Genomic DNA, 20,571 nt, shown 5'->3' on the forward strand with positions numbered 1-20,571 from the left:
CCTGAGGGTCGCGTTCGGAAAAGCGAAGACAAAGACAAAGTCAAGCCTTTCCCATGGGGCCAACAACCCCTAGCCGCGCGGGCGCTACCCCTGTCCCGGACCCCGCCTCACCCCCTCAGCGTCTTGTCGATGAGCGCGATCACGGCTCCCGCCTGCGAGTTGAGGTAGAAGTGACCACCGGGGTAGACCTTCAGTTCGAATGTGCCGGTGGTGTGCCGCGCCCAGGCCCGCGCCTCCTCGTCGGTGACATGCGGGTCGGTGTCCCCGGTAAGGACGGTGACCGGGCACGCCAGCGGCGGGCCGGCCGTCCAGCGGTAGGTCTCCGCGGCCCGGTAGTCGGCCCGGATCGCCGGGAGGATCATGCGCATGATCTCGTCGTCGCCGAGCACCTGTGCGTCGGTACCGCTGAGCCGCTTGATGTCGGCGATCAGACCGTCGTCGTCGCGCAGGTGCACCCGCTCGTCGCGCGGGGTGGACGGGGCCCGCCGCCCGGAGGCGAAGAAGTGACGCACCGTCACCCCGGCGGCCTCCAGCCGCAGCGCCACCTCGAAGCCGAGGCTGGCGCCCATGCTGTGGCCGAACAGGGTCAGCGGCCGGTCGCCGTACGGGAGCAGCTCGCGGGCGAGCGCGTCCGCCAGGTCCGGGATGCTGTCGATGCACGGCTCGTGCCGCCGGTCCTGGCGGCCCGGGTACTGGACCGCCAGGACGTCGGCCACGGAGGCCAGTTGCCGCGACACCGGGAAGAAGTACGACGCCGAGCCGCCGGCGTGGGGCAGGCACACCAGGCGGGGCGCGCCCTCGGGACCGGGGTGGAAGCGCCGGATCCAGGAGCCGGTCTCCACGGTGGTGTCCGCCGTCATGTCAGGCCCTCAGCTCCGGAACGATGACGTAGTCGCTGACGTCCGAGGTGCTCTTCTCGACACGGGACAGGGCGGCCCGGATCGCGGGCTCCAGCCGGTCGCGCTTGGCCTCGTCCACGGTGTCGCGGTGCGGGGCGAACTCAGGGAGCACCTCGCGGGCGAACAGCTCCAGCGACTCCATGATGTGCTCGTGCTGGTTCTTGCCGATCTGCACGGAGAAAATGATCTGGTCGACGCCGGCCGCCTCGTAGCGGCGGACCATGTCGGTGATCTGCTCGGGCGTGCCGATGCCCCGGCGCAGCGAGGTGATCTGCTCCAGCATCTTCTTGACGTCCTCGGACTGCTCCTCGCCGTCGCCCGCCGGGGCGGCCGGCTCGCGGACCAGGCCCACGTTCGCGCGGTTCTTCTGGAACTCCTCCCACACGCTGGTGACGCCCGGCTTGTGGTCGCCGGAGATGTAGTAGTGCATCAGCGCGTAGCTGAAGAAGTGGGCGCCGTCCAGGCCGCGGTCCAGGGCCACCTCCTCGTCCTGGTGGCACATGAAGGGCACCACCACGGAGAAGTTGGGGTTGACGTTGAACCCGATCGGCTTGCACTCGTCGGACTGGATGATGCCGTAGTAGGCGTCCACCCAGTCCTTGGCCTCCTCGGGGGAGACGAAGGAGAAGGACAGCGCGCCCATGCCGTTGCGGGCGGCGTCCTCGATGGTGGTACGGGCACTGCACGCCAGCCACATCGGCGGGTGCGGGGTCTGCTTCGGCTTGGGCAGCAGGTTGCGCGGCGGCACGTCGGTGAAGCGGCCCTTGTGGCCGCTGAACGGCGCCTCGGTCAGCAGCCGGGTGATGACCTTGACGTTCTCGGCCCACTGCTCCTTCTTGCTCTCGCGGTCCACGCCGAAGGCGGCCAGCTCCAGCTGGGAGCTGCCGGCGCCGGAGCCGAACTCCACGCGGCCGCCGGAGATCAGGTCGAGGGTGGCGATGCGCTCGGCGACGCGGACGGGGTGGTTCACGGCCGAGGGGAGCTGGACGATGCCGTGCGCGAGGCGGATGTTGCGGGTACGGGCGGCGGCGGCGCCGAGGAACACCTCGGGGGCGCCGGAGTGCGAGTACTCCTCCAGGAAGTGGTGCTCGGTCGCCCAGGCGTAGTCCAGGCCGAGCTTGTCGGCCAGTTCGATCTGCTCCAGGGACTCGTTGAACATCTTCTCCTCGCTGTCCTGCTGCCAGGGGCGGGGAAGCTGGTGGTGGTAGATGAGACCGAATCGCATGGTGTGTCTGCTCCTTGGGATGGGCGCGGGTCGGGTGGTGCCGCGGGCGTCAGGCCGCCGCGGGGCGGCGGAAGGCGGCGCGGTAGAACAGCAGGGGATCGGCCTCGTGGTCGGCCGCCTCCAGGTGCAGGACCCGGCCGACGACCAGCCAGTGGTCGCCGCCGGGGTGCACCGTGTCGACGGCGCAGTCGATCCAGGCCAGGGAGCCGGGCAGTGCGGGCGATCCGGTGGCCGGGGCCGGGAGCCAGTCCTGTCCGGCGAACTTGTCGGACCCGCTCACGGCGAACGACCGGCACAGCGTCTGCTGGGCGGCGCTGAGCACGTTGACGCAGAACGCGCCCGAGGGCTCGATCCGCGGCCAGGTGCTGGAGGTCCTGGCGACCGAGAAGGCCACCAGCGGAGGATCCAGGGAGAGCGAGAAGAAGGACTGGCAGGTCAATCCGGCCGGCACGGTCCGCCCGCTCTCCTCGGCGAGACCGGTGATGATGGTGACGCCACTGCAGTACTGGGAGAGCACCTGCCGGAAGGCGTCGGAGTCGACGCGGTACTCGAGGGTGGCGGTGCTGGCTGAGGTGGCCATGTGGCCCACGTCCTTCCTTACGGTGCGCGTGGTCCGCGTCGTCCGGGTCAGGCCGCCGCGGCGGGCGCGTCGGCCTCGGCGTCCGCGGGGGGCGGCGCCTGCTCGAGGATCACGTGTGCGTTGGTGCCGCTGATGCCGAACGAGGAGACGCCCGCCCGGCGCGGACGGCCGGTCTCCGGCCAGGGCTGCCGATCGGTGAGCAGCCGCACGTTCCCGGCGCTCCAGTCGACGTGCGGGGTCGGCTCGTCGACGTGCAGGGTGCGGGGCAGGATGCCCTCGCGCATGGCGAGGATCATCTTGATCAGCGAGGCGGCGCCGGCCGCGCCCTGGGTGTGCCCCAGGTTCGACTTGACGGAGCCCAGCCACAGCGGCCGGTCCTCGGGGCGGTTCCTGCCGTACGTGGCCAGCAGGGCCTGCGCCTCGATCGGGTCGCCGAGACGGGTGGCGGTGCCATGCGCGTCGACGGCGTCCACGTCCTGGTAGACGAGCCCGGCCTGGGCGAGCGCCTGCTTGATCACGCGTTGCTGGGCCGGGCCGTTGGGGGCGGTGATGCCGCTGGAGGCACCGTCCTGGTTGAGGGCGGTCGAGCGGATGAGGGCGTGGATGCGGCGCCCGTTGCGGCGGGCGTCCGACAGCCGCTCCAGCAGCAGCATCGCGGTGCCCTCGCCCCATCCGGTGCCGTCGGCCGCCGCCGCGAAGGAGCGGCACCGGCCGTCCTCGGACAGGCCCTTCTGCTTGGTGAAGTACTGGAAAGTCTCGGGTGCGACCATCACGGTGACCCCGCCCGCCAGGGCCAGCGAGCACTCGCCCTGCCGCAGCGACCGCGCCGCCAGATGGACCGCGACCAGCGAGGAGGAGCAGGCCGTGTCGACGGTGACGGCGGGCCCCTCCAGGCCGAGGGTGAAGGCGATCCGGCCGCTGACCAGGCTGCCGCCGGTGCTGGCGCCCTCGTACTCGTGGTACATCAGCCCGGCGAACACGCCGGTGTCGCTGCCGTGCAGGGAGAGCGGGTCGATGCGGGCGTTCTCCAGCGTCTCCCACGCGGTCTCCAGCAGCAGCCGCTGCTGCGGGTCCATCTCCTCCGCCTCGCGCGGGGAGATGCCGAACAGGTCCGCGTCGAACTCGGCGGCGTCGTGCAGGAAGGCGCCCTGGCGGGTGATGGTCTTGCCGGGGCCGCCGTCGGGGTCGTAGAGGGCCTCCACGTCCCAGCCGCGGTCGGTGGGGAACTCGGTGACGCCGTCACGGCCGTCGAGCAGCATCTGCCACAGGTCGTCGGGGGTGTCGACGCCGCCGCCGAACCGGCAGGCCATGCCGATGACCGCGAGGGGTTCGGTGGCGGCCCGCTCCAGCTCCTCCTTCTGCCGGCGCAGCCGCTCATTGTCGATCATGGAGGCGCGCAGCGCCTCGACTATCTGGTCGACTTCCATCGTGTCCGCCTTCAGCCTTCGTTTCCAGGGGACTTGGCTCCGAGAGCCGCCCGGACCAGGTCTTCCACCGCCATGTCCTTCAGGTCGCCGACGCCCGGCCGGTCGCCGGCCGCCGCGGTGACACCCACCGGCACGGGCGGGGCCACCTCGTCGGCGGTCGGCGGAGCCAGTTCCTCGAGCAGGAAGCGGGCCAGCGCCTCGGAGTTCGGGTAGTCGAACATCAGCGTGGCGGGCAGCCGGATACCGCTGGCCTCCGCGAGGCCGTTGCGCAGCTCGATCGCCGCCAGCGAGTCCAGACCCAGCTCCGTGAACCCGCGCTTGACGTCGATCGCCGAGGGCTCGTCGTGCCGGACCAGCGCCACATGGAAGCGGACGAGGTCCAGCACGACGCGGAACTGCTCGGCCTCTTCCAGGCCGGTGAGTTCCTCGGTCAGGGACTTCGGCTCCTCGTCGGCGGGCGCGGCCTCGGCGCCCGGCGCGACGGCCGGCGGGTCGAGCTCCTCGAGCAGGAAGCGGGCCAGCGCCTCGGCGTTCGGGTAGTCGAACATCAGCGTGGCGGGCAGCCGGATACCGCTGGCCTCCGCGAGGCCGTTGCGCAGTTCGATCGCCGCCAGCGAGTCCAGACCCAGCTCGGTGAACCCGCGCCGGACGTCGATCGAGGCCGGTTCGGCGTGCCGGACCAGTGCGACGTGGGAGCGGACGAGGTCCAGGACGATCCGCAGCTGCTCGGCCTCGTCGAGCCCGGCCAGCTCGTCTACCAGGGACTTCGGCTTCTCGGGCGCGGACGCCCGGGCCGTGCGCGCGGCCGCTCGGACCGGGCCGCGCGGTGCGGCGGCCGGGGTGCCGGCCACGTTCCGCAGCAGGGCCGGGGGTTCGGCCGACGCCCGCAGCGCCTCGCGGTCCAGCTTGAGGGGCGCGAGCAGTGCCTCGCCGGCGGTGAGGGCCTCGTCCAGCAGGGCGAGTCCGTCCCCCGGGTCCATCGCCGGGATACCGAGGCGCCGCTGGCGTTCGACGACGGCGTCGCTGAGGTCGGCGGCCATGCCGTCGCCGGCCCACAGGTGCCAGACCAGCGCGGTGGCGGCGAGGCCCTGGGCGCGGCGGTGCTGGGCGAGCGCGTTGAGGAAGACGTTGCCGGCCGCGTACGGGGCCTGACCGCCGTTGTCGAAGAAGCCGGAAGTGGAGGAGAAGAGCACGAAGGCCTTCAGGTCCAGTTCGCGGGTCAGCTCGTGCAGATGCCAGGCGGCGTCGGTCTTCGGCCGCAGCACGCCGTCCACCCGGCCGGCGGCCAGCGAGGTGACGAGGCCGTCGTCGACGACGCCGGCCGCGTGGACGACGGCGGTCAGCGGGTGCTCGTCCGGTACGGCGGCGATCAGGTCCGCCAGCGCCTGCCGGTCGGTCACGTCGCAGGCGGCGACGGTGACCTCGGCGCCGAGTCCGGCGAGTTCGTCCCGGAGTCCGGTGGCGCCGGGCGCGTCCGGGCCCCGGCGGCTGGTCAGCACCAGGTGCCGTACGCCGTGCTCGGCCACCAGGTGCCGGGCCACCAGGGCGCCCAGGCCGCCCGTGCCACCGGTGACCAGCACGGATCCCGTGCCGTCCCAGGGCAGCTCGGACACCCCGGTCGCCGCCACGGGGGCCAGCCGCTGTATGTGGGCCCGTCCCTCGCGCAGCGCGAGCTCGCTCTCCCCGGAGGCGGCAGCGGCGGCGACGGCCCGTGCCGAGGCCTCGCTGTCGTCGGTGTCCAGCAGGACGAACCGGCCCGGGTTCTCCGCCTGCGCGGCCCGGATCAGGCCCCACACCGGGGCCTGGGCGACGTCCGGGTCCTCACCGTCGGCGACCACGACCGCTCCCCGGGTCCGCACCACAAGCGTGGACGCGGCGAACCTCGGCTCGCTGAGCCAGCGCTGGGCCGCGGCGAGCACCTCGAGCGTGACCGTACGTGCCGCCTCGCCGAGGTCTCCGGTGCCGTCACCGGAGGGCACGGGGAGCAGGACGTACGGCGGGGCACTCCCCTCGGCGGCGTCGCGCACCTCGTCGAACACCGGCAGCGTGGCACTGTCGGGGGTGAGGGACGGACCCTGCGGCCAGGTGAAGCGGAACACCGACTCGCTGCCGGTGGCCGCACCGGCGGTGAGCCGCCGGGCCGAGGCGGGCCGGGAGATCAGTTTCTCCACGGTGGCGACCGGCTGTCCGGTGGCGTCGGCCAGGTGCAGCCGGGTCACGTCGTCGCCGCCGACCCGGCGCAGGTGAACGCGGAGTTCGGTGGCCCCGGCCGCGTGCAGGGTGATCCCGCTCCAGACGAACGGCAGCACCGTGCTGTCGGAGTCGTCCAGCAGGTCCACGTGGCTGGCGGCGTCGAACAGGGCGGGGTGCAGTCCGAACCGGGCCGCCTCCGCGTGCGCCGACGGCGGCAGCGCCACCTCGGCGAACACGTCCTCCCCGCGCCGCCAGGCCGCCTTCAGCCCCTGGAACACCGGCCCGTAGCCATAACCCCGGCCCGCCAGAGCCTCGTACGCACCCTCCACCACGAGCGACTCGGCACCGGCCGGCGGCCACTGCGCCAGATCGAACTCCGCCCCGGACTCCACCGGCGCCACCGAACCCGACGCGTGCCGCACCCAGGCCCCGGAGGAACCCTCCTCCCGCGAGTACACACTCACGGACCGCACGCCGGAAGCGTCGGGGCCGCCGACGACGACCTGCAGGGCGACCGCGCCGCCCTCCGGCACCACCAGCGGCGCCTCCATCGTCAGCTCCTCCAGCCGGCCGCAGCCGACCTCGTCACCGGCCCGCACCGCCAGCTCCACGAACGCCGTACCCGGCAGCAGCACACTGCCCAGCACCACGTGATCCGCCACCCACGAACCCGCCGCCACCAGCCGACCGGTCAGCACCACACCGCCGTCGGGCAGCGAGAGCACCGCGCCCAGCAACGGGTGTCCGGCGTCGACCAGACCGAGCCCGGTGGCGTCGGCCGCGCCCGCGGCCTCGGGCGCCTCCTGCGGGGTGAGCCAGAAGTGCCGCTTCTCGAAGGTGTAGGTCGGCAGGTCCACCCGCCGGGCCCCCGGGAACACGGCGGCCCAGTCCGGCTTGGCGCCGAGCGCGTGCAGGTGGGCCAGCGCGGCGGCCACCTCGCGCGTCTCGGGCCGTCCGCGTCGCAGGGCGGGCACGAACACCGCGTCCTGGGCGGACTGCTGGCCCATCGCGGTCAGGACGGCGTCCGGACCCAGCTCGACGAACGTGCCGACACCGGCGGCTTCGAGGGCCCGTACGGCGTCGGCGAAGCGAACCGCCTCACGGACGTGCCGGACCCAGTACTCGGGGTCGGCCAGCTCGGCCGCGGTCGCGGACTCACCGGTGAGCGTGGACACGATCGGGACGGAAGGCTCGCCGTACGACAACTCCGACGCGACCGCGCGGAACTCGTCGAGCATCGGCTCCATCAGCGGCGAGTGGAACGCGTGCGAGACCTTCAGACGGGTCGTCTTACGACCTTCCGCCTCGAAGTGCGCCTTGATCCGCAGGGCTTCGGCCTCCACACCGGAAACCACCACCGACGTAGGCCCGTTGACGGCCGCGATGCCGACACCGTCGGCCAGGAGAGGACGTACCTCGTCCTCCGCAGCCTGGACGGCGACCATCGCCCCGCCCTCGGGCAGCGCCTGCATCAGACGGCCACGCGCGACCACCAGCTTCGCCGCATCCGCCAGCGACAGCACACCGGAAACGTGCGCGGCGGCGAACTCACCGATGGAGTGCCCGGCGAGGTAGTCCGGCTTGATACCCCAGGACTCCACCAGCCGGTACAGCGCCACCTCGACCGCGAACAGCGCGGGCTGGGTGAACTCGGTGCGATTGAGCCGGTCCGCGTCCTCACCCCAGACCACCTCCCGCAACGGCACATCGATCTCGGCGAGCACCGCGTCGAAGGCCTCCGCGAACACCGGGAAGGCGTCGTACAGCTCCCGGCCCATGCCGATCCGCTGGGCTCCCTGCCCGGTGAACAGGAACGCCGTCAGGCCGTCGGAGCGGTCGCGGGCGGTGGCCGCTCCGGGCACCGGGCGGCCCTCGGCCAGGGCGGTGAGGGAACGCAGGACCTCGTCGCGGTCGGCCGCGGTCAGGGCGACGCGGTGGTCGAGGACGGCGCGGGAGGTCGCCAGGGAGGCGGCCACGTCGAGCGGGCTCAGCTCCGGGTTCGCCTCCAGGTGGGCGCGGAGCCGGTCCGCCTGGGCGGGCAGGCTCTTGGCGTTCTTGGCGGAGAGCAGGAGCGGGAGGACGGGCGGGAGCGGAGCGGACGGGGCGGCCTTCCCCGGGTCCGGGGCCTTGGCCGGTTCCGGGGCCTGTTCGAGGATGACGTGGGCGTTGGTGCCGCTCAGCCCGAAGGAGGAGACGGCGGCCCGGCGCGTGCCGGTGTGCCCCGGCCACGGCATGGCCTCGGTCAGCAGCCGTACGGAGCCGGCCGTCCAGTCCACGTTCGGCGAGGGCTCGTCGACGTGCAGGGTCTTGGGGAGGTAGGCGTGGCGCAGGGCCATGACGGCCTTGATGACACCGCTGACGCCGGCCGCGGCCTGGGCGTGCCCGATGTTGGACTTGATGGAGCCCAGCCAGACCGGCCGGTCCTCGGGGCGGTCCTGGCCGTAGGTGGCGAGCAGGGCCTGGGCCTCGATCGGGTCGCCGAGCCGGGTGCCGGTGCCGTGGCCCTCGATCAGGTCGACGTCGCCGGTGCCGAGCCCGGCCGCCTTCAGGGCCTGTTCGATGACCCGCTCCTGGGAGGGGCCGTTGGGCGCGGTCAGGCCGTTGCTGGCGCCGTCCTGGTTGATGGCCGAGCCCCGGATCACCGCGAGCACGGGGTGGCCCTGGGCGTGGGCGTCGGAGAGGCGCTCCACCGCGAGCAGGCCGATGCCCTCGGACCAGCCGGTGCCGTCGGCGGCGGCGGCGAAGGACTTGCAGCGGGCGTCGGGGGCGAGCCCGCGCTGCTGGCTGAAGTCCACGAATATGTCCGGCGTCGGCATCACGGTGACACCGCCGGCCAGCGCCATGTCGACCTCGCCCTGCCGCAGTGCCTGGCAGGCCATGTGCAGGGCGACCAGGGAGGAGGAGCAGGCGGTGTCGACGGTGACGGCCGGACCCTCCAGGCCCAGGGTGTAGGCGACGCGGCCGGAGGCGATGCTGCCCGCGCTGCCGTTGCCGAGGTAGGCGGCCAGTTCGTCGGAGACCTGACCGGCCTGGGTGGCGTACTCGTGGTACATCGAGCCGACGTACACGCCGGTGCGGGTGCCGCGCAGCGTGGTGGGGTCGGTTCCGGTGCGCTCCAGGGCCTCCCAGGCGGCCTCCAGCAGGAGCCGCTGCTGCGGGTCCATGGCGAGCGCCTCGCGGGGCATGATGTCGAAGAACTCGGGGTCGAACTCGCCCGCGTCGTGCAGGAATCCGCCCTCGACCGTGTAGGTGTGGCCGGGGGTGCCCGGCTCGGGGTCGAAGATGCCCTGCGGGTCCCAGCCGCGGTCGGTGGGGAACGGGGTGATGGCGGTGCGCTCGTCGAGCAGCAGCTGCCACAGGTCGTCGGCGGAGCGCACGCCGCCCGGGAAGCGGCAGCTGATGCCGACGATCGCGATCGGGTCGTCGGTGCCGGTCGCCGCCCCTGGTGCGGTGCGGGCCGGGGCCCGGCGTCCGGAGGGCGCGGTGGCGCCGGCCTTGTCCTTGATCAGGGCGGCGACGGCGCGGCAGTTCGGGTGGTCGAAGACCAGGGTGGCGGGCAGTTTCAGGCCGGTGGCCGCGTTCAGGGCGTTGCGCAGCTCGACGGCCGCGAGGGAGTCGAAGCCGAGCTCGCGGAAGGCCTTCTCGGGGCTGACCGACTCCACGCCGCTGTGGCCGAGGACGGCGGCGACCTGGGTGCGGACCAGTTCGAGTACGGTGCGGTCGCGTTCGGCGTCGCTCAGTCCGGCCAGCCGCTCGGCGAAGCCTCCCGCGCCGCCGGTCTGGGCCGTGCGGGCGGTACGGCGGCCGGTGCCGCGGACCAGGCCGCGCAGCAGCGCCGGCGGTTCGTCGGTACGGGCGCCCAGCGCGGCCCGGTCGACGCGGACCGGGATGACCTGGTGGGCGCCGGTGGCGAGGGCCGCGTCGAACAGGGCGAGGGCCTCGGCGGCGTCCAGGGCGGGCAGGCCGAGCCGGCGCATGCGCTCCAGGTCGGCGTCGGTGACGGCACCCATGCCGGTGTCGACGTTCCACATGCCGAAGGCGAGCGCGGTGGCGGCCAGTCCGGCGGACCGGCGCTGGTGGGCCACCGCGTCGAGGAAGACGTTGGCGGCGGCGTAGTTGGCCTGCCCGGCGGCGAGCACGAGGCCGCCCGCCGAGGAGAAGAGCACGAATGCCTTCAGGTCCAGCTCGCGGGTCAGCTCGTGCAGGTGCCAGGCGGCGTCGGCCTTGGGCCGCAGCACGGTGTCGAACCGCTCCGGGGTGAGTTCGCCGACCAGCGCGCTGTCGGTCACGCCGGCCGCGTGGACGACGGCGGTCAGCGGGTGCTCGTCCGGTACGGCGGCGATGAGTTCGGCCAGCGCCGCGCGGTCCGCCACGTCGCAGGCCGCGAGGGTGACCTCGGCGCCGAGTCCGGCCAGCTCGTCCCGGAGTCCGGCGGCGCCGGGCGCGTCCGGGCCCCGGCGGCTGGTCAGCACCAGGTGCCGTACGCCGTGCTCGGCCACCAGATGCCGGGCCACCAGGGCGCCCAGACCACCCGTACCACCGGTGACCAGCACCGACCCCGTACCGTCCCAGGGCAGCGCGGTGTCCTCGCCGGGCTTCGCCGGCAGCAGCCGGGGTACGGCGAAGTGACCGCCGTGCACGGCGAGTTCGGGCTCACCTGAGCTTGCGGCGGCGGCCAGGACGGCGAGGGACTCGTCCCGCGCGTCGGTGTCCAGCAGCCCGAACCGGCCCGGGTTCTCGGCCTCCGCCGCCCGCACCAGACCCCACACGGGCGCCTGGGCCGCGTCGAGGGTGTCGGAGAGCCGGGCGGCGACCGCGTACCGGGTCACGAAGACCAGCCGGGAGCCGGCGAACCGCTCGTCGGCCAGCCATGCCTGGATCAGGCCGAGGACGGTGGCGGAATGGGCGCGGGTGGCCGCCAGGACGTCGTCGCCCTCGGTGGGCACCAGCGGTGCGAGTACCGTGCCGGGTGCCTCCCCGTCCTGCGCGACCCGTGCGCCGAGGGCGGCGAGATCCGTGAACTCGGTGACGCCGTCGCCGAGTTGCGGGAGTCCGGGCAGTCGTACGACGGTTCCGGCGGCGGTCTCGGGGAGCGGCAGCTCCTTCCAGCCGACCCGGAACAGGGACTCGCTGTGCCGGTTGCCGGCCGCGGCGAGCTGCTCGGAGGCCACCGGACGCGAGACCAGTTCCTCGACGGTGGCGACCGGCTGTCCGGTGGCGTCGGCCACCCACATGGCGGACAGCTCGTCGCCGCGCACCCGGCGGATGTGCACACGCAGCTCGGTGGCCCCGGCCGCGTGCAGGGTGATCCCGTTCCAGGAGAACGGCAGCAGGGTGTCGCCCTCGGCGGCGCCGTCCTCGCCGAGCAGGTCGGCGTGCATGGCGGCGTCCAGGAGGGCGGGGTGCAGTCCGAACCGGGCCGCCTCCGCGTGCGCCGACGGCGGCAGCGCCACCTCGGCGAACACGTCCTCCCCACGCCGCCAGGCCGCCTTCAGCCCCTGGAACACCGGCCCGTAGCCATAACCCCGGCCCGCCAGAGCCTCGTACGCACCCTCCACCACGAGCGGCTCGGCACCGGCCGGCGGCCACTGCGCCAGATCGAACTCCGCCCCGGACTCCACCGGCGCCACCGAACCCGACGCGTGCCGCGTCCAGGCACCGGAGGAACCCTCCTCCCGCGAGTACACGCTCACGGACCGCGCGCCGGAAGCGTCGGGGCCGCCGACGACGACCTGGACCTGGACGGCTCCACGCTCGGGCACCACCAGCGGCGCCTCCAGTGTCAGCTCCTCCAGCCGGCCGCAGCCGACCTCGTCACCGGCCCGCACCGCCAGCTCCACGAACGCCGTACCCGGCAGCAGCACACTGCCCAGAACCACGTGATCCGCCACCCACGAACCCGCCGCCACCAGCCGACCGGTCAGGGCGACGCCACCGTCGGGCTCGGGCGAGCTGACCAGGGCGCTGAGCACCGGGTGGTCGACCGCCGTCAGACCGGCCGAGCCGACGTCACCCGCACCGGAACCGGTGGCGTCCAGCCAGTAGCGGCGGCGCTGGAAGGCATAGGTCGGCAGGTCGCTGCGCGGCGGCACGTGCTCCGGGGCGCCGTAGTAGGCGGCCCAGTCGACGCGGACTCCGAGCGCGTGCAGCCGGCCCAGCGCGGACACCGTCTCGCGGGTCTCGTCGCGGTCGCGGCGCAGAGCCGGCACGAACACCGCGTCCTCGGCGGACTGCTGACCCATCGCGGTCAGCACCGCGTCCGGGCCCAGCTCCAGGTACGTGGTGACGCCCTTGTCCGCCAGCACCCTTACGGCGTCGGCGAAGCGGACGGCCTCGCGGACGTGGCGGACCCAGTACTCCGGGTCGGCCAGCTCGGCCGCGGTCGCGGACTCGCCGGTGAGCGTGGAGACGATCGGGACGGAGGGCTCTCCGTACGACAACTCCGAGGCGACCGCGCGGAACTCGTCGAGCATCGGCTCCATCAGCGGCGAGTGGAACGCGTGGGAGACCTTCAGACGCGTCGTCTTACGACCGAGGTCCTCGAAGTGCGCCTTGATCCGCAGGGCTTCCGCCTCGACGCCGGAGACGACGACCGAGTTGGGGCCGTTGACGGCCGCGATGCCGATGCCTTCTGCCAGGAGAGGACGTACCTCGTCCTCCGTGCCTTGGACAGCGATCATCGCACCGCCCTCGGGCAGCGCCTGCATCAGACGGCCGCGTGCGGTGACCAGCTTCGCCGCGTCCGCCAGGGACAGGACGCCGGAGACGTGGGCGGCGGCGAACTCACCGATCGAGTGCCCGGCGAGGTAGTCCGGCTTGATGCCCCAGGACTCCACCAACCGGTACAGCGCCACCTCGATCGCGAACAGCGCCGGCTGGGTGAACTCCGTACGGCTCAACCGGTCTGAGTCCTCACCCCAGACCACCTCCCGCAACGGCAGCTCGACCTCGGCGAGCACCGCGTCGAAGGCCTCCGCGAACACCGGGAAGGCGTCGTACAGCTCCCGCCCCATCCCGATCCGCTGCGCCCCCTGCCCCGTGAACAGGAACGCGAGCTTCCCGGTCGTCGCCTCGGTGATGGACTGGCCCGTGGCGATGGACTCCAGGGCCTGGGCGAGGTCGGTGCGGTCGGTGCCGGTGGCGACGGCGGTGTGGTCGAGGGTCGCTCGGGAGGTCACCAGCGCGAGGCCGGTGGGGGCCAGGTCGTCGTCGGTCAGGGTGTCGAGGTAGGAGCGCAGCCGCTCCGCCTGGGCGCGCACCGCCTGCGGGGTCTTGCCGGACACCGGCCAGGCGAGCAGGGGCGCGGTGAGGCGGGCGGTTTCGGGCGCCGCCTCCTCGGTGGCCTCCTCGACGATGACGTGGGCGTTCGTGCCGCTGATGCCGAAGGAGGAGATGCCGGCCCGGCGCGGGCGGCCCGGTGTGGCGGGCCACTCCTGGGCGTCGGTCAGCAGTTCCACCGCGCCGTCGGTCCAGTCGACCTTGGAGCTGGGGTCGTCGACGTGCAGGGTCTTGGGCAGGACGCCGTTGCGGATCGCCTCGACCATCTTGATGATGCCGGCGACGCCCGCGGCGGCCTGGGTGTGGCCGATGTTCGACTTGATGGAGCCCAGCCGCAGCGGGGTGCCGTTCTCGGGGCGCTGCCTGCCGTAGGTGTTGAGCAGGGCCTGGGCCTCGATCGGGTCGCCGAGCGTGGTGCCGGTTCCGTGGGCCTCGACCGCGTCGATGTCGGCGGTGGTCAGTCCGGCGGTGGCCAGGGCCTGTTCGATGACCCGTTCCTGGGAGGGGCCGTTGGGGGCGGTGAGGCCGTTGCTCGCCCCGTCCTGGTTGACGGCGGTGCCCTTGACGACGGCGAGGACGCGATGGCCGTTGCGGCGGGCGTCGGAGAGGCGTTCGAGCAGCAGCATGCCGGCGCCCTCGCCCCAGCCGGTGCCGTCCGCGGCGGCGGCGAAGGACTTGCAGCGGCCGTCGGAGGCCAGGCCGCGCTGGCGGCTCATGTCGACGAAGGTGTCGGGTGTCGCCATCACGGTGACACCGCCCGCCAGGGCCAGGGAGCACTCGGAGCGGCGCAGCGCCTGGATGGCCCAGTGCAGGGCGACCAGGGAGGAGGAGCAGGCGGTGTCGACGGTGACGGCCGGACCCTCGAGGCCGAACACGTAGGAGAGGCGGCCGGAGACGACGCTGGCCAGGCTGCCGTTGCCGATGTAGCCGGCGACCTCCTCGGGGACCTCGCTCATGCGGGTCATCCAGTCGTGGTACATCACGCCGGCGAAGACACCGGTGTCGCTGCCGCGCACGGAACGCGGGTCGATCCCGGCGCGCTCGAAGGCCTCCCAGGTGATCTCCAACAGCAGGCGCTGCTGCGGGTCCATGCCGAGGGCTTCGCGCGGGCTGACGCCGAACAGCTCCGGATCGAAGTCGGCGGCGTCGTGCAGGAAGCCGCCCTCGTTGCTGGAGCTCTTGCCGGAGACGCCGGGCTCGGGGTCGTACAGGCTCTGGTCCCAGCCCCGGTCGGTGGGCCAGGCGGTGACGGCGTCGCGGCCCTCGGCGACCAGCCGCCACAGGTCCTCGGGGGTCTGCACGCCGCCCGGGTAGCGGCAGCTCATGGCGACGATCGCGATCGGCTCGTCGTCCTGGACCGGGACGGCCGCGGTGGCCGGCCTGCGGGTCGATGCGGTGCCGTCGCCGGTGAGGCGGGAGGCGAGGTGGGCGGCGAGTGCCTTGGGGTTGGGGTAGTCGAAGATCAGGGTGGCGGGCAGCCGCAGTCCGGTGGCGGCCTTGAGCTGGTTGCGCAGCTCGACCGCGGCCAGCGAGTCGAAGCCGGTCTCGCTGAAGGCCCGGCCCGGCTCGACGGCGGTGGCGCTGTCGTGGCCGAGGACGGCGGCGACCTGGGTGCGGACCAGGTCGAGCAGTGCCTCCGCGCGTTCGGTCTCGGAGAGTACGGCCAGGGAGTGCGCGAGCCCCTCGGCGACGGGGGCGCCCTGCGCGCCGGTCGCGGCGGCACGGCGCACCGGGGTGCGGGCCAGCCGGGACAGCAGCGGGGGAACGCCGTCGGTGCGGGCTTCCAAGGCGTGCCGGTCGACGCGGACCGGTATCTGCACGGCGCGGTCGACGGTGAGGGCGGCGTCGAGCAGGGCGAGGTTCTCGGCGGGGCCGAGCGGCTCCAGGCCGAGGCGGGCGATGCGTTGCAGGGCGGACCGGTCGAGCTGGGCGCCCATGCCCCGGTCACCGGTCCACAGGCCCCAGGCCAGGGAGGTGGCCGTCAGGCCCTGGGCGCGGCGGTGCTGGGCGAGTGCGTCGAGGAAGACGTTGGCGGCGGCGTAGTTGCCCTGTCCGGCGCCGTCCAGGTAGCCGGCCGTGGAGGAGTACAGGACGAAGGCCTTCAGGCCGAGTTCGCGGGTCAGTTCGTGCAGGTGCCAGGCGGCGTCGGCCTTGGGGGCGAGGACGGTGCCGAGCCGGTCGGCGGTGAGCGAGGTGACGAGGCCGTCGTCGACGACGCCGGCGGTGTGCACGACGGCGGTCAGCGGGTGCTCGTCCGGTACGGCGGCGATGAGTTCGGCCAGCGCCGCGCGGTCCGCCACGTCGCAGGCCGCGAGGGTGACCTCGGCGCCGAGTCCGGCGAGTTCGTCCCGGAGTCCGGTGGCGCCGGGCGCGTCCGGGCCCCGGCGGCTGGTCAGCACCAGGTGCCGTACGCCGTGCTCGGCCACCAGATGCCGGGCCACCAGGGCGCCCAGACCACCCGTACCACCGGTGACCAGCACCGATCCGGTGCCGTCCCAGGGCAGCTCGGCCGGTTCGGCCAGGTCGCCGGGGACCAGGCGCGGGGTGAGGTGGCGGCCCGCGCGCAGGGCGAGTTCGGGTTCGCCGGAGGCGGCGGCGAGGGCCACCTCGGCCGGGGAGGCCTCGGCCGCGTCGATGTCGAGGAGGACGAACCGGCCCGGGTTCTCCGCCTGGGCCGAGCGCACCAGACCCCACACCGGGGCCTGGACCGGGTCGACGGTGTCGCCGCCGGTGGCGGTGACCGCGCCCCGGGTGACCACGACGAGCCGGGACTCGGTGTCCTCGTCGGCCAGGTGGGCGGTGAGCCGGTCGAGGACCGCTGCGAGGGTGGCGCGTACCGCGGTGGGCACGTCCGCGTCGGCCGGGGAGGTGACGGTGAGGACGGCGGGGCGCGGGCCGGCGTCCTGGGCCGTGTCGGGGGTCTGCGCCTCGTACCAGTCGAGGCGCATCGGCAGTTCCGTGTGCGCGCGGGCGGCGCGCAGCGCGTCCTCGGCCACCGGGCGGACCAGGAAGCCGTCCACCCGGGCGACGGGGGCGCCGGTGGTGTCGTACAGGCTCAGCGCGGCGGCGTCTGGGCCGTCGGGAATGATGCGGACACGCAGCACGGAGGCGCCCGTGGAGTACAGCGACACCCCGGTCCAGGCGAACGGCAGCCGGGTCTGGGTGGACTCCGGCTCGTCGGTGGCCAGGTCGGTGGACTGCAGAACGGCGTCGAGCAGCGCGGGGTGCAGGGCGAACGCGGAGGCGTCGGCACCGGCGGGCAGCGCCACCTCGGCGTAGGCCTCGCCGTCGGCCCGCCACACCGCGCGCAGGCCCTGGAAGGAAGGGCCGTAGCCGTAGCCCTGCTCGGCCATCCGCTCGTACAGGCCGGTCAGGTCGACCGGTCGCGCGCCGGCCGGCGGCCACTGGCCCTGGCCCGGGAGGGGGGCCGGGGCGGGCGCCGGGTCGGGGCTGAGGACGGCGGCGGCGTGCTGGGTCCAGGGGGCGTCGTCCGGGGCGGACTCGGCGCGTGAGTGGATGGTGAGGTCGCGGCGGCCGTCGGCGTCCGGGGCGGAGACCACGGCCTGCAGGGCCACCCCGCCGCCCTGCGGCAGGGCCAGCGGGGTCAGCAGGTTGAGCTCGTCGAGGTGTGCGCAGCCGACCTGGTCGCCGGCCTGCACGGCGAGTTCCACGAAGGCGGTACCGGGCAGCAGGGTGACGCCGGAGATACGGTGGTCGGCCAGCCACGGCTGGGTGTGCGCCGAGAGGCGGCCGGTGAGCACGGTGCCCCCGGCCCGGCCGGCCAGCGGGACGGCCGCGCCGAGCAGCGGGTGGTCCAGGGCGATCTGGCCGTGCGCCGCCGCGTCGCCGCCCGTGGCCGGGGCCTGCAGCCAGTAGCGGCGGCCCTGGAAGGGGTAGGTGGGCAGCTCGACGGGCGGCAGACCGGCCGGGAGCTGGGCGGCGAAGTCGACCGCGGCGCCCCGGGTGTGCACCGTGGCGAGGGCGGTGAGCAGCTCGCGGCGGCCGTCGCGGCCGCGGCGCTGCGCGGCGACGAAGGCCAGGTCCTCGCCACCGGTCTCGTCGGCGACGGCGGCGGGGGCCATCGCGGACAGCACCGCGTCCGGGCCGACCTCGAGGAAGGTGGTGACGCCGGCCTCGCGCAGGGCGCGGGTGCCGTCGGCGAAGCGGACCGCCTCACGGACGTGGCGGACCCAGTACTCGGGGGAGCACAGCTCGGCGGCGGTGGCGATCCGGCCGGTGACGTTGGAGACCACCGGGATCACCGGGGGCCTGAAGTCCAGGACGCTGGTGACCCGGGCGAACTCGGCGAGCATCGGCTCCATCAGCGGCGAGTGGAAGGCGTGGCTGACCCGCAGCCGCTTGGTCTTGCGGCCCTGGGCCGTGAAGTGCTCCTGGACGCGCAGCACCTCGGTCTCGTCGCCGGAGACGACGACCGCGTCGGGGCCGTTGACGGCGGCGATGCTCACCCGCTCGGTGAGGTGCGCGCGGACCTCCTCCTCGGTGGCCTGTACGGCGACCATGGCGCCGTCGGCGGGCAGCGCCTGCATCAGCCGGCCGCGGGCGGCGACCAGGGTGGCGGCGTCGTCCAGGCTCAGTACGCCGGCGACGTGGGCGGCGCTCAGCTCGCCGAGGGAGTGGCCGGCGAGGTAGTCGGGCCGCACGCCCCAGGACTCCAGCAGCCGGAACAGGGCGACCTCGAGGGCGAACAGCGCGCTCTGCGCGTACGCCGTCCGGTCGAGCAGAGCCGCGTCGGCCGAGCCCTCCGGGGCGAACAGCACGTCCCACAGGGAGCGTTCGAGCTGGAGGTCGAGGTGGCCGATCGCGGCGTCCAGGGCCTTCGCGAACACCGGTTGGGCGGCGTAGAGTTCGCGGCCCATCCGGGCGAACTGGCTGCCCTGCCCGGTGAACAGGAACGCCAGTCGGCCACCGTCGGCGGTGCCCCGGGTGAGCGCGCGGTCGGCGGTCCCCTCGGCGGCGGCCGTCAGCGCCCGTACGAGCTCGTCGCGGTCCTCGGCGACGACCACGGCCCGGTGCCGGTGCACGGACCGGGTGGTGGCCAGGGCGCGCCCGAGCGCGGCGGCCCCCACCTCCTCCTGTTCCCTCAGGAGTCCGAGCAGCTGCTCCGCCTGGGCGCGCAGCGCGCTCTCACCGCGCGCGGAGAACGCGACGGGCACGGGAGCGGGGACGGGGACTGCGGGGGTGACCGCTCGGGTCCTGCCCCGGTCGCCGGGGGCGCCGGCCACGTCGTCCCCGGCGGGGTCCTGCGGTGCCTCCTCGATGATCACATGGGCGTTGGTGCCGCTGACGCCGAAGGAGGAGACGCCGGCCCGGCGGGGGCTGTCGGTGGGCTCCCAGGGCAGCGCCTCGGTCAGCAGCTCGACCGTGCCGGCCGACCAGTCCACGTTCGGTGACGGCGCATCGACGTGCAGGGTGCGCGGCAGCACCCCTTCCCGCATCGCCATGATCACCTTGATCAGGCCGGCGGCGCCCGCGGCGGCCTGGGTGTGCCCGATGTTGGACTTCACCGAGCCGAGCCGCAGCGGCCGTTCGGCGTCCCGGCCCCGGCCGTAGGCGGCGATGAGGGCGTGCGCCTCGATCGGGTCGCCCAGCGTGGTGCCCGTACCGTGGGCCTCGACCAGGTCGACGTCGGCGCCGGTCAGTCCGGCGTCGGCGAGGGCGGCGCGCACCACCCGCTGCTGGGCGGGTCCGCTGGGCGCGGTGATGCCGTTGCTGGCGCCGTCCTGGTTCACGGCGGAGCCCTTCACCACGGCGAGGACGCGGTGGCCGTTGCGGCGCGCGTCGGAGAGGCGCTCCAGGACGAGGATGCCGACGCCCTCGGCGAACCCGGTGCCGTCGGCGGCGGCCGCGAAGGGTTTGCAGACGCCGTCGGGGGCCAGACCGCGCTGCCGGCTGAAGGAGGTGAAGACGCCCGGGCTGCCGATGACGGCGACACCGCCGGCCAGGGCGAGTGTGGACTCGCCGGCCCGCAGCGACTGGACGGCCAGGTGCAGGGCGACCAGCGAGGAGGAGCAGGCGGTGTCGACGGTGAGGGTCGGGCCGTCCAGGTCCAGGGTGTAGGCGACGCGGCCGGAGATGACGCTGGGCGCGTTGCCGGTCAGCAGGTATCCGTCGAGTCCGTCGGGCGCCTCGTGCAGCCGGATGCCGTACTCCTGCGGCTCGGCGCCGATGAAGACGGCGGTACGGGTTCCGCGCAGCGTGTCGGGGCCGGTGCCGGTGCGCTCCAGCGCCTCCCACACCGTCTCCAGCACGAGCCGCTGCTGCGGGTCCATGGCGAGCGCCTCACGCGGGGAGATCCCGAAGAACTCCGCGTCGAACTCCCCCGCGTCCGGCAGGAACCCGCCGTGCCGGACGTACGTGGTGCCGGGCGTCTCGGGGTCGGGGTGGTACAGCGCCTCCAGGTCCCAGCCGCGGTCGGTGGGGAACGGCTCCAGGACGTGCCGGCCCTCGGCGACCAGCTGCCACAGCTGCTCCGGGGAGCGCACGCCTCCGGGGTAGCGGCAGCCGATACCGACGACGGCGATCGGCTCGTCGGCGTCACCGCGCCGCGGGGCGGGCGCGGGGGCGGCCTCGGCGGTGGCCGACAGCCCGAGGACCTCGGTGCGCAGGTGCTCGGCGAGCGCGGCCGGGGTGGGGTGGTCGAAGCCGATCGTGGGCGGCAGGGACAGCCCGGTGGCGGTGTTCAGCTGCTGCTGGAGCGCGACCAGTCCGAGCGAGTCCAGGCCCTGCTCCCGGAAGGGGCGGTCCGGCGCGAACACCCGCGGCTGCTCCTGGTCGGCCCCGGACGTCATCTGCCGCAGGACCTCCGCGGCACGGGAGCACACCAGGTCGAGCAGAAGGCGGAGTTGCTCCCCCTGGGGAAGCGACTCGAGTCGGGCACGCTCAAGGTCAGAAACAAAGCTTCCGTACCCGCTCATCTGCATACTCCACACCCTGTTGCGATATCGCGGA

General features: G+C 74.0%; 4 protein-coding genes and 1 pseudogene. All 5 read right to left on the reverse strand.

Translation table 11 applies throughout. The features are described 5' to 3' along the window. Positions 1-107: 107 nt before the first annotated feature. Entirely contained in the window at positions 108-860 is a 753-nt protein-coding gene (locus ACH45E_RS35655) for an alpha/beta fold hydrolase (RefSeq protein WP_361456318.1), read from the reverse strand. Position 861: 1 nt separating this feature from the next. Continuing rightward, positions 862-2,124: an LLM class flavin-dependent oxidoreductase gene (locus ACH45E_RS35660; protein ID WP_361456321.1), complete on the reverse strand. Its 1,263-nt coding sequence runs from the start codon at positions 2,122-2,124 to the stop codon at positions 862-864. 49 nt (positions 2,125-2,173) lie between these two features. Next, on the reverse strand, positions 2,174-2,704 hold the full coding sequence (locus tag ACH45E_RS35665; protein ID WP_361456324.1) for a flavin reductase family protein: 531 nt from the start codon (positions 2,702-2,704) through the stop codon (positions 2,174-2,176). Between the two features lie 59 nt (positions 2,705-2,763). Further along, positions 2,764-4,146: pseudogene (locus ACH45E_RS35670) on the reverse strand (type I polyketide synthase); the annotation flags it as partial. Then, positions 4,143-20,411: an SDR family NAD(P)-dependent oxidoreductase gene (locus ACH45E_RS35675; protein ID WP_399042278.1), complete on the reverse strand. Its 16,269-nt coding sequence runs from the start codon at positions 20,409-20,411 to the stop codon at positions 4,143-4,145. The gene ACH45E_RS35675 and the pseudogene ACH45E_RS35670, both read right to left, overlap by 4 nt. Positions 20,412-20,571: the final 160 nt, after the last annotated feature.

Origin of the sequence: Streptomyces sp. NPDC020299 (genome assembly GCF_044387825.1) — a bacterium.
In the GTDB taxonomy this organism is placed as follows: domain Bacteria; phylum Actinomycetota; class Actinomycetes; order Streptomycetales; family Streptomycetaceae; genus Streptomyces.